Origin of the sequence: Microbulbifer echini, from assembly GCF_041447225.1 — a bacterium.
GTDB lineage: Bacteria > Pseudomonadota > Gammaproteobacteria > Pseudomonadales > Cellvibrionaceae > Microbulbifer > Microbulbifer echini.
Window position 1 is genome coordinate 164,643 of the sequence record NZ_JBGMEL010000012.1, and the last position, 11,497, is coordinate 176,139.

At 43.4% G+C, this 11,497-nt stretch carries 12 protein-coding genes; 3 read left to right on the forward strand and 9 right to left on the reverse strand.

What is annotated here, in order from left to right:
• Positions 1-258 precede the first annotated feature (258 nt).
• From ACCI51_RS13405 to ACCI51_RS13415, 3 genes are all read right to left on the reverse strand, one after another.
• Positions 259-996: a LytR/AlgR family response regulator transcription factor gene (locus ACCI51_RS13405; RefSeq protein WP_371844011.1), complete on the reverse strand. Its 738-nt coding sequence runs from the start codon at positions 994-996 to the stop codon at positions 259-261.
• A complete protein-coding gene (locus ACCI51_RS13410) occupies positions 993-2,024 on the reverse strand; it encodes a sensor histidine kinase (RefSeq protein ID WP_371844012.1) in 1,032 nt (343 codons plus the stop codon). The genes ACCI51_RS13405 and ACCI51_RS13410 overlap by 4 nt, the downstream gene beginning before the upstream one ends.
• Positions 2,025-2,189: 165 nt before the next feature.
• Positions 2,190-3,551: an amidohydrolase family protein gene (locus ACCI51_RS13415; protein WP_371844013.1), complete on the reverse strand. Its 1,362-nt coding sequence runs from the start codon at positions 3,549-3,551 to the stop codon at positions 2,190-2,192.
• Between the two features lie 710 nt (positions 3,552-4,261).
• Here ACCI51_RS13415 and ACCI51_RS13420 point away from each other — a divergent pair.
• The 3 genes from ACCI51_RS13420 to ACCI51_RS13430 are packed head-to-tail and all read left to right on the forward strand — an operon-like array spanning position 4,262 to position 5,232.
• On the forward strand, positions 4,262-4,723 hold the full coding sequence (locus tag ACCI51_RS13420; protein ID WP_371844015.1) for a hypothetical protein: 462 nt from the start codon (positions 4,262-4,264) through the stop codon (positions 4,721-4,723).
• 41 nt (positions 4,724-4,764) lie between these two features.
• The gene (locus tag ACCI51_RS13425) at positions 4,765-4,935 is read left to right on the forward strand and encodes a hypothetical protein (protein WP_371844016.1); all 171 of its coding nucleotides are present in this window, start codon (positions 4,765-4,767) and stop codon (positions 4,933-4,935) included.
• 30 nt (positions 4,936-4,965) lie between these two features.
• Positions 4,966-5,232, forward strand: coding sequence for a hypothetical protein (locus ACCI51_RS13430; RefSeq protein WP_371844017.1), 267 nt, complete (start codon positions 4,966-4,968; stop codon positions 5,230-5,232).
• Between the two features lie 368 nt (positions 5,233-5,600).
• Here the strand turns inward: ACCI51_RS13430 and ACCI51_RS13435 are convergent, their stop codons facing one another.
• The 6 genes from ACCI51_RS13435 to ACCI51_RS13460 form a co-directional block, all read right to left on the reverse strand.
• On the reverse strand, positions 5,601-6,410 hold the full coding sequence (locus ACCI51_RS13435; protein ID WP_371844018.1) for a DUF2971 domain-containing protein: 810 nt from the start codon (positions 6,408-6,410) through the stop codon (positions 5,601-5,603).
• Between the two features lie 201 nt (positions 6,411-6,611).
• Entirely contained in the window at positions 6,612-7,463 is an 852-nt protein-coding gene (locus tag ACCI51_RS13440) for a hypothetical protein (RefSeq protein WP_371844020.1), read from the reverse strand.
• Positions 7,464-7,523: 60 nt separating this feature from the next.
• Positions 7,524-7,757, reverse strand: a complete 234-nt coding sequence (locus tag ACCI51_RS13445) for a hypothetical protein (protein ID WP_371844022.1) — start codon at positions 7,755-7,757, stop codon at positions 7,524-7,526.
• A 2,062-nt stretch (positions 7,758-9,819) separates the two neighbouring features.
• Positions 9,820-10,023 carry a helix-turn-helix domain-containing protein gene (locus tag ACCI51_RS13450; RefSeq protein ID WP_143730618.1) on the reverse strand — a complete coding sequence of 68 codons (204 nt, stop codon included), beginning with the start codon at positions 10,021-10,023 and terminating at the stop codon, positions 9,820-9,822.
• Positions 10,023-10,538 carry a hypothetical protein gene (locus ACCI51_RS13455; protein ID WP_371844024.1) on the reverse strand — a complete coding sequence of 172 codons (516 nt, stop codon included), beginning with the start codon at positions 10,536-10,538 and terminating at the stop codon, positions 10,023-10,025. The genes ACCI51_RS13450 and ACCI51_RS13455 overlap by 1 nt, the downstream gene beginning before the upstream one ends.
• Positions 10,539-10,700: 162 nt before the next feature.
• Entirely contained in the window at positions 10,701-10,946 is a 246-nt protein-coding gene (locus tag ACCI51_RS13460) for a helix-turn-helix domain-containing protein (protein ID WP_143730616.1), read from the reverse strand.
• Between the last annotated feature and the right edge of the window lie 551 nt (positions 10,947-11,497).

Genomic DNA, 11,497 nt, shown 5'->3' on the forward strand with positions numbered 1-11,497 from the left:
TTATGGTAGGATATTCAGGGAAGCTATAGATCAAGTTACCTTTTATTTGGTGAGCTATTGATACAGTATTTGATCCAGTATCAATATGGGTGACGATTGAAACTACTACTTTTATGGGTGCCCCAAATTATTATTGTCGCTCTTGTAGGTTTGGGGTACGATTTCTCTAATTATTAGTTTAATAAGTATATTTGGATGAAATTTAGGAGGGTCCTTGATAATAATTTCAAGCCCAGGCAGTTTAGTGAGTTTGCTTTCCTAGCTTCCCTGTTCGAATATCATTTTCAATCGGTCGGCTCCGGATCGGCTAGATATTAAAATAGTTTTATGCTCATCATCAAGAATCACCGCCAATTTTCCGTTTAAATAACGCTGAATTTCCGAGACTCTGTCCAGGTTAATCAGATAGCTGCGATGTAGGCGCAGGAATTGATCTGGGTTAAGCTTTTGCTCCAGTTGATCTAAGCCCATTTGTAAGGGTTTGATGCCTTTCTCTGTATGAGCAATAATTGAACCTTGTTCAGATTTAATATAAGAAATATCGTTCAGATCAATAAAGGTCATACGATCATCGCACTTACTTACGAGACGCTTCAGTGCTATCGAATCCCCCCTAACTTGAGTACTGTTATAAATAAGGTTGATTCGCTTCTCAGCTTTTTCGATGGCAGCTTTTAAGCGTTGCAATGGGAAGGGTTTAAGCAAGTAATCAATTGTATCGTGGTTAAAAGCATCAATTGCAAATTTTGAATACGCTGTTGTAAAAATAATATAGGGTTGGTAAGTTAGGGCATCTAGTACATCCAATCCACTAAGATGAGGCATTTCAATGTCCATCAGTAGTAGTTGTGGTTGATGCTCCTCAATCAATGTTAATGCTTCCAGTCCAGATTTTGCTTCTGCAACCAATTCAATAGATTTGATAGTTGCCAGTTGAGCTTTTAACTTATGTCTTGCCGGTGCTTCATCTTCGGCAATAATGACCCTTAAATTCATACAGACATCTCAACTTTAACGTGGGCACCGCTTTGATTGCTTAGAGTTAGTTTTCCATTTGGTTGTAGCTCAATGCGCTGGCGTAAATTATGGATTCCAGTTCCCTGTGAGTGGATAAAACTAAGAACACTTTCCTGAAATCCATATCCGTTATCTACGACTTCAATAATTACCTTGTCATTCTTTAAGTAGATACGACATTGAATATGCAAGCTTTCTATGATACGGCAATGTTTGAAGCAGTTTTCAAAAATTGGCTGTAATAATAGGGGAGGGATAGAGATATTACTGGCTCTTGGGTCTACCGTAATCTCTACTTTCAAGTGATCACCAAAACGTATTTTTTCTATTTCTAAATACTTATTAATCAGTTCAATTTCTTCTTTGATTGTTGTTTCTTCTAGCTCGCCAGTGTCGAGAGAATACCTCAAAATATCCGCCAGTTTATGTAAAACTTCATCAGCGAGGTGTGGATCGCTATGAATATAGGAGGAGATAGTATTAAGACTGTTAAACATAAAATGTGGATTTAGCTGATAGCGTAATGTTTGTAATTTTGCCTTCTGCATGGCGAGCTTTTGCTCAGAGGCTTTATGGCGGTATTCCAGCATGGCGTAAGAACAGTATAAACAGGTAGCCCACATTAGCCCATTAAAGATAATTCCCAGTCCCATATTCAAGCCGCCTTCGACATTAAAGGCGTACTCTATAAACCAGCTAACGCATTGGTTGCCAATAGTCATATGGACTACCAGAATCATCCACTCTATTAACAATGAATGATACCCTCTGCGTCTAAGGCGCAATACAATGAGAGCGGTGGACCAGGTGGGTAGCCAATAAAAGAAAACAAACCATATCGGAGCACCAGTGAGAGCACTGCTAATCGAGCTTATATCTCCTGATTCAAAAAAGACAAATACGCAAGCTATGTCTAGTAATAGAACGACGACAAATGATTTCGCAAAGAAAGGATGCTTAAGATCTTTTAGTATTGACATAAAATAGTGATGAGCAATAGCTATCATAACTTATTCTAGAATGGCCAATTATATTGCGAATAAATAAGATAAGATAGTTTTAATTCGGCCCTGTTTGATATGTTTTCTTATTTTCTAAAGGTGAGTGTCAGCACCCATAGTCACAACTTAAATGGGTGCTGATGCTATGAGGTTCTTTTATATTCTGTGGCCTTAGTTCTCCGATGAAGATTCACAACTAAAACCGATAGGGGTAGTGGCGTAATTCTTCTCGATGAGCTTTGTTCTCTTTACCGCTGAACCTGCAAGATAGATTTTTTCTGGGTTTGTAATTGCTTGTATGTTCTCAATAGGGTTTTTATTTAGCAGGATGAAGTCTGCACGTTTCCCCTGGGATATTGACCCCATATCCTCACTTGCATTTAGAGTTTGAGCTGCAAAATATGTCGTGGCGAGTAAAACTTGTTGATTGGATAGACCCGCTTTGTGCAAGGCTAATATCTCGCTGATTAAACCCAGTCCGTGTGGTGAATAGGGGTTGCCGGAGTCAGAGCCTGCGCTAATTCTAATACCAGCTTTAGCTAGCTTAATCACGTTATTATAGGCTATGGATTTTTTCTGCCAGGCTAGTGCTCTAATGGTCTTTGGTGCTTTGACTTCACTAAATAAACAGGCTTTCATTTTTGGGTGTATGGGCGCCAGGTCTAATTGGCCGATCGATTGATTTTCATGTTCATCACCCTGATTATGATACACCGATAGAGTGGGTATATAGGTAACCTTGTTTTGTTGCATAAGCTTTATAAATTCATTGTCCACCGGTTCAAAATTAATACCGTGGGCTAAAGCAGTAGCACCAGCCCTGATTGCTCGTTTCCCATCTTCCAGGGTGGAGACATGAACAAAAAACGGCAAGTTGGCGCTTTGGGAGCGTTTTCCAATCTCTTTTAGTACATCATCTGAGAGCGGGATGGCAGTACCATCAAATGTCTCTATGATGGCTTTGGTTAACTTTGGCTGATAACTTAAATGTGCATCCCAGCTCGCGCTGATTTGCTCGATACTATCAATCTCATGAACTTTTACCCCGAATTGGGTACCGTGACCTTTGGGGTTGGTGAAGGCGGGACCGGATGCAAATACTCGTGGGGCCGAATTGGTCAGTTGGAGTACAGACCGCATCATATCGCTCGACATCAGAAGATCTGTGACAGTGGTAACGCCATAATAGAGGTGATTATTTAAATTGGCTTCTAGTGGAAGATGCTGATAATTCTCATAAGTTGACCCTGATGCACTCAGGTGTACATGCAAATCGATTAGGCCCGGTATCGCATATTTGCCCTGTGCGTCGTGGGTATTCTCGGCAGGTAGGGCTGTCCTGGTCATTGGAGTGATTCTGGCTATACGGTCACCTTGAATGTAGATACGGCTTTTCTCACTGAAGCCTTCCGCATTGCGGGTCAATATTTGTACATTGTCGATTCTCAAATCATAGTCATTCTTTTTTGTTTCAAGAGCGAAGCTAATGCTTGAGGCTAATAGTAAACTAGAGGCAATGGCTGTAGCTTTCATGAAAGCTTCCTTTCCTGTTGAGTTTTGACCTAGCTTATAGCGACAGTAATCTCGGTGTTATAAAAAAGGGCCAATCGACATATTCGTAGATGAACGAACAGTTTAAGCCTGTGAGTGGTGTGGTATTGAGTTGAGTTGTGGCAGCTCCTCCCGAACTTTCAGTGCTAACCATTTGGGGGGGGGCAGCTAGACCGATACAAGTGGCTATATGATATCGCTGCTTATTACCGTACAAATAGCGATATCCAGGGAAAATTGCCACTCGAATTTTGTTAGCTCACTTGAGGCGATGCTCATAGTTTTACCTGGCGCTATTTCTTTACCACACAGAAATGTTCTTCGCATACAGCTGGAGACGCTATGGTAATAGGGGGGTGCCTCTAGTAAGACTTGAGTACTACATGGAAGAGGCATTGCTTACCCCCTACCTCTCTGTCTCAATAATAACTCACCTGTAGTCGTTGACTAACTACCCATTTGATGACGCCTTGATTTGAGGGTGTTCGTCATCAATTTCGTAAAAATTAGATTTCTCGCCAGTGAAAATATGCCCCATCGTTTTCAACCTGGTTGGGCCATCTAGTGATCCTGCAATAATACCAGTTGCATCGAGATTAAATGGCTCCCAGAAGAGGCTTGGGCCAAATTTTCTGGCAATGAGCGTGGGGCCTTTGGCTTTCCACAACCGTGCACGGTGGTTGAATTGCCTTTTGCCTTTTGTCTATGGCCAACCGGACCAGCCTTTTATTCGTACTGTACTATCGCGCGGGGTAGGGGTTCCGACACTCGGCCGTGAGGATTTACTTTGGCAGCAAAGCGACTCAGTACGGCAAAAGATGGACGCCAGCGCAGAGTGGAGAAGGGAAACACACGGATATATTCGCGAGAAATCATTACGCAGGATCACAGAGGCCGCAGAAATTCAATCGAGCTGCGACAGTGAACACCGCCAAGTACGTGAACATTCTGTGGAAGAAGTAGCCGGCGTAAAAATAATTGAAGCCCTTGGAGCTTTACGTTTCTTATCTGCTGGTGGCCTGAACTTGTCAGCCCTAGACAATCTAAATATTACAAGCGGCATTGATATTAATATTTCAGCGGGCCGTGACATAAAGGAACAAATCGGAAATATTCGCGAATCAGTGGCCAAGGTCCGCCAAACCATCGAGTAAAAGACGGCGGCAAGGTTTGGTTAGGTAGTGAATCTTTAAACGTGCTGAAAGTGCTAGAGGATTTAATCGGCGTAGTGTCTGCCCTGGCCGCCACCCTGGCGACGCACTCACACCCAGGGAATGGCCAGAAGCCAACCCAAGAGGCGGCCATTAATGGGCACAAGAGCAGTGCGAACAGTTTGAAATCTCAGCTTAGCGCGGTGCGGGCTTAAGCTGGTTATACACTTAAAAGGAGAGAAGTTATGAAAAATAAGGTAAACAGATTTGCAATTTTCGCTGAGAGGGTCCACCTGATGAATGGTGGTGCGAAAAGCTATAGAGACTCTGCGCCAACTCAAGAGGCAGCAAAGGAGCTGGCGGAAGAAATTGCTAAATCCAAAAAAGCGCAGTTTTATTCCTGGCTGCAAATTCTGGATATTGTGACAGGCAAGTTTACTGAATACTCGATTGAGCGGGGCGGGGTACTGGTGGAACGATGCCCGGATACTGAACACCAGATCAAAATTTAACCTACCCTGGTTGGGGTTGACAGCTCTTGGTTACTGTAAACTATACTGTATAGGTATACAGTGATCAGGGGGCCACTATGGGCACTAGAAATATTTTTTTTGATGGAGAGCCAGTACAGATCAATCGTTATCGGTCGAGCTATGACAATAGACCGATGTACGCTATTAGCATCTTGAACTATAAAAAATACGTTGGAAGCTTTTCTGTTGCCGTGGGCGTGAATCTGCGAAAGGAGTTAGAACTAACGCTTACGCAGATGCGGGGGATTGAGCGCAGTATGGATTGGTTGGCAACCCATACTGAGAGGACTAGCTCAAAGTAATATTATTCTAATATAGAAAATGTTTGCAAAATTGGTAAGGTGTAGTTACCTAAAACGTATTTTTGAAAGAGCTACTTCGAAGCTTGATGAAGTCTGAAGTTTGTACTCGTACAGTGCTGAATAATTTTGCTCAAAGTCACCTAGTGGTCCAACTATTATTTCTCCTATGCATTTTTTAATACCTTTCAATTTTATGTAAGGTACAAGTCTTCCTTGAGATGGTCTGAAGCAAACTTCATTTAAATTATTAGCCAAGGATAGGTTTTTATATAGTCGGATTTCTTTTTCTTCATGGTAACCGGCGTCTTTAGCTGTGAGCCTTAAGTGGCTTCCGGTAACTGCTAGGTTGAAGCTGTCTTCGAAGCCCTTCGAACCTAACAGTTCGCTAACGCTAAGTTTATAGCCTTCTTTGAAGAAGTTGTTATATTTCCCTGCAAGTTCTTTCCACCTTGATACTATTTGGTCGGCATCATATATACATTCTGTGAATTCGAATGTGGATGCAAGCTGGCGAAGTTCCTGAAGCTTAAAGCCTATGCAATAGCCCTCATTTTTTGAGCAATACCCGCGCCACTGACTTAATTGGTCTGCGGCATTTGAGAATGATCCTACATAGGCACGAGAAAGACCTGGATCACTGCCTATATATGTACTTTTTAGGCCACGATAAATTTTTTCATGTTCTGTGGGGTCGCAGTCACTAAGGATTGTATCCTTGTTTTTCTCAAGTAGCTCTTCAGCATAAATGGCCTCTGAGGGATCGTTAAGAAATCGATAGTCAGTTAGCCAGAATTCATCTTTATCTAATACTCCAAAAAGTCCATGTATGTCAGTATAGTGGTAGATGGTTTTCATGCTGGAAATTCCATTGCCGAAAAAGTAAATATTTAGCCTTTAGTGGTTTTAGGTTTTTTTGAGCTTCTGTGTTTATAGGGATTGTTTGTTTCTTTAGGAGTTAAAGTTCATGATGTCAGTTAGTTTTGATGTTACCTTGGGCTTGTACTCTTTTGATCTGGATAGCAAATTACACATTTGTTTTTCTGTGATTACTAGATCTTAGTAGCAAATTGCAGCTCCAATATAAATCCAGTCGTTGAGATCCGATTGCTTGGGTTTAAGTTGGCCGTTTTTTGCCCACTGCTCTCTTAAGTGCATGTCCACTTTTCTTGTTGGCATTGCATTTAATAAAAAATATGCACCTTTGTCACCAATGTTTTCTAGTTTCTTTAATGGTATTTTAAGCTGGTATACCGCTTCGCAAAGCGGTTTGTAGATGTCTGTGAATGTTATGGAGTATATTTTTCTTTGTAGTTCATTTGCAGTCATGGATGAGGCGCAGCCTTTCCATTCCTCTAGGTGGGCTTTGAACTTATTTTCTGGGGAAAAGTCTATTTTCTTGTGGAAAGGGTATTTATTGTTGCCTATCTTTAGAACGCCACTCAGAAAAGCTTCCTCTAGAATGTTCCAGAGATCATTTTCAATTTTTAATCTTACGTCTTCTGGTATAAGTTCTGGGGTTGGCCAACTTAAACTCCACCCAAATGACTTCCCTAATGCGTGCTCAAATCCTTTCCCCAAAAAGTTAAATTCTTGATCTGAATAGTCAATCTTTATCAGTTTGGCCAAAGCTTTTCGACATTCGTGAGCTACAATTTTTTCGGTGCTGGCAATAGTGAAGTTATGAGACAGCAACTTCATTGTTTCAGCGAGGCGTTTTCTGTTTTCATGATTAAGATGTTTTAAGGTTTCATAATAGTGAGATAGGGATAGGGGAAATACAGCTTTTTTAGATGAACTCAATTCTTTCATGTATGAAAGTGCTTCTCTAGTTCCGGGTTTGCAGCTGGCACCATTGATATGTTTAGCAACTTCTATCCAATGTAGTTGATCTAAATAAACTATTTTCATCTCTCTATTATTCCGTTTGGGGTTGTGTAATTGCTAGTTTCGTCGCAAATGTATACTTGCTCAAAATATTGCTATCACTTCGTGTTCATCTTCCATAATTGTGGTGCAATTACTCTTGATTTCGATTGGGTCATCTATCGTTGAAAAGATTTCATTTCTTTTCAATGAATCCTGACGGTCGAAAATATAGGCAAACACACACCAGTCTTTAAAAACCCCTTGAAAATTCGCATAACCAACTCCTTCTGATTGTCCGTGATCAATAATTGTGCAGTAAAAAGGGGCGCCGGTCACTCCTCCCCACGCCTGCCGATTTTGGGCGCTCTTTTAGTTGATGAAATGAGTCTGGCGGGCCTGGCTTGAGATGGTGCGGGGTTTGGGGATGCTCGGGATTTCACACTTTGAAGAGTTGCGAAGAGAAGTGAAAGGATATTGCACAGCCGGAAGGTTTACGGGATAGCAAAGTGTCAACGTGATTTTGCGTTGACACTTTGGCGCTGAAACCAACAAATGAGTCTTTTACAAAGTTGTCTGTGCAGAAATAAAAAACCCGCGAAAGCTAGCGCTGGCGCGGGTTTGAGAGATGGTACAGAGGCCGGACTCGGAAAACGGCTGGAAAGCTAGTGATTCCAGGGCCTCTGGATACAATCCTGAAAAAAGTAGCACCAAATGTAGCACCACTTTGAATTCCTGCTCCTCAATTAAAGGCACTCAACAATAGGGCATACCACTAAAAAGAGCCTCTATACACACCCTGCCATTTCATCTGATTTGACCTTAGTCTTGGCCAGTATCCATATACCTCAAACCGCGAATCTGGCGGTTTGGCTAGCATTCGACAGGGGATCGGCTTGAGCAGGAACGGCTTCTTGAGCGCATAAGATGGAGCCGCGAATCGCGACGTCACCTCAGCATTCAGGTCGCCTATGTTTCATCACCTCCAAAACCACAGGGCTGGTGGTTTTGAGAGTTAAACCAAAACCGGCAAATCACCGGTTTTCACTGCCAGACCAAAACCGACGCTTTGTCGGTTTGAAACGCCCAGAACAACTACCTAATTATCACTCCCCCCTACCTGAATTAAGCCATTGTGAAATCTAAGCTAGGACGGCAGTGCCGGATACAAGGCTGCCAGATATCCAACCTACCCCCCGTGGGTTCAGCTGGTCAGAACACCAAACCCCGAACTAGGGGTTTGCCCCTAACTGGCTCTAAGGAGGGTATAACCCCCCTAGGAAAAATCAGATATCTGTTAACAGAGCGGGGTCCGAATTACCCGTGTGTTAGCCTCTCAGGAGGACCCGTTGAACCCTAAGCTTGGCTTAGAGTTCAGCCATAGCCATCAAGCCAACTAGTGGGCGGTTAATCTACACGCTGTCCCAGAAGTAGAGATATCGGATGCCCTGGCCCGCCAAAGACTCAGCCATAAACGGGAGCTACCCCATTACGCCAGGTAGATATTCACAGCCTGAGCCACCATGTATGGAAGTGAATTAAACCCACACCTTTACCGTCCAGGGTACGCACAATCTGCGTACTCTAAACGAGAAGTAAGCACAGTCGAATAGATTCCCCACGCCGTCACGGATAGAGACCATGAAACAATTCAGTAATGCCCTCTCAATATTCTGCTGAGATATACCGCCCCCACATCTCACACGTTGATGATATCCCCCTGGTCCGCAGTCTCAGCCCAGTCAAAGGGGCGAGGGGAAGGCGAACTTCCACCACTTAAAATAAAGGTGTTACAGGTGTACAGGTGTTACAGATTCGCTGTAAGCCGCATGGTTATTGGCTTTGTACTGTCACACCTTTCTGTTACCCCTAATGTTTCACAGCCCAAAGGTGTTACAACATACTTCTAAAGTGCGGCAATTGTGGCTACGTACAACTAGTAATCTTTTGACCAAACATCTAGGCACGCGATAGCGTCTTACAGCAAATCAATCAATAGAAAACAGAGTACTTGAGGCAAGCCAGCCCTCACTATGGTCAAACCACTGAGGCAGGCAGATTTTGAGCAGGGCCAAATTAAGAAAGGAGAGTAAGAATCCACGCGAAGCGAGTCCATGATCCCAGTAGCTGCATGACCGCAATAATTGCCAGCCCGACAGCAATACTGAAAGCAATATGCAATGGATGAAATGACTTGTTCTGCGCAGGTTGACCACGATACATACCTTTACTGCAATCTTGACACTCAACAAGGGGGTACCCCCTTCATTTCAACTTAGCCCCTTTACTTTTCATCCGGCCCTTAATCTGAGCCGCAAAGATAGTAGCCTTAGTACGGGCATCTTCCGGGGATACTTCCCCCTTTTGGGGGGTGAACTGCTTCTCCGTATCAGACAGAGGCTTAGTCGTCTTTGTCGTCATCCTTGCATATCTCTTCGATGGTTTTTTGGGTGCCAGAGGCGAGGTGATCAGGCTCCTCAGTATCCTCGGAAATTTTCTTTAGTTCATGGCTGCGGCGCTTGGCAAATTCTTCGATCTCCTTTTGCGTCCAGCCTTTCTTTTGTCTGGCCTCAGCCAGGCGTTTCACTTTATCTTTATCAGTCATCACAATATATCTCTTGTCAGGTAGTTGCCCTTGGCGATGTACTGATATCCGTATCTCTCGTAGAAGGCTCTCACCGTTTCATTAACCGGATTCATGATCCTAATATGATTGGCATTGATCATCCGCGCATAGATTTCATACGCTAGGATAATTGTATCGAATACATTGGAGCGTTCGCCTAGGTCGCGCGGCATGGCTTCCACCACGTCCAGGCGCATCCCTGTGGCGTGGTAGGTGGGGCGGCCTATGGAGATAGCGATTAAGGTGCTGTTTTCCCATAGTGCTATCTCAAAACGCTTGGGGTAGCTCTTCTTGTAGTAGCTGTAGTTTTGCGGCCAGTCCCAGTTGTACTGCCGAAGCCTTGAGGATTCCCAGCTTTGGGTGGCCTCTAGGGCCCGAGGGGTTATCTGAGTTAGTTTCAAATTACCCGTTAGTGAATTCTGTGTAACTTCCAAAGCGAGTGCGCGCAGCTTTTCGTAGCGCTGCTCTGCCTCGATCCTTGAGGGTAGTGACATTGTGTTACCTCACTCCTTGAAGCTGTTAATCCTTTTTTCCACGATACCACAGGCTTGCCGTACGACTCAGTGGGCCTTGCGCTGGGTAGTGAATCATCTTGGGATTTCATGTATTCGGCAAGCCCGTATTGGTAGGAAAATTACTATTACTCCCAATAGATGTCAGCCTTCAAAAGGCTGAACAAACACACCAGTTTCCCCTTCAAAGCGAACACGACCAGTAGCAAGTAGAGCCCGCTCAATAGCTACAAGATTCTGAATACGCACAGAAGGGATTCCATCCTCTCGATCAATCTTGTTAACGGTCGAAAGACCCACTCCACTTTTTTCTGCTAGATCTTGGGCGCTCCATTTCAGGCCACTTCTAGCCATCCGTACCTGTATTCCCGTAATCACTTGTTTATTCATCCTGTCTCATGATTCCAAGATGGTAACAATAAAAGTTAACAAGTTAATAATTTTTGTTGACATTATAATATAAACAACCAATACTGTTAGAAAGTTAACAAAAATTATTACTTTCGATGGATTCAGGGGGAGCTATGGGAAATCTTCTAGCGGATTATTCAACAGTACCTACTCAAGTTTTTCTATCTCAATTACAAGAGTTGGAGGCACTCTGCCTTGCCCGAGAGTTAATCATGGAGTGGCCCCAACCAGGACCTCGTGAAGTAGCCCTTAAGGCTATCACCCAGGAGGAAAAGGCCATCCTCCTAGGGCTAATCTTTCCACTTAAACGCTCTCTACAGGAAAATGAATCATCCTAGCTCAATACTAAGAGGAAGATGTATACAGGAAGGCTAATGGGAAACATCAAACAAGAAAATGAGTCAATTATCAAAATTGAATCACCAGCAGACACCGCCTAGTTGTTCCTAGATTCCCATAACAACCGGCACACTTGGCAATAGCGAGAGAGGCCAGCTGGCTGTAGGCTAGTAAGCTTCCACACAAACAAG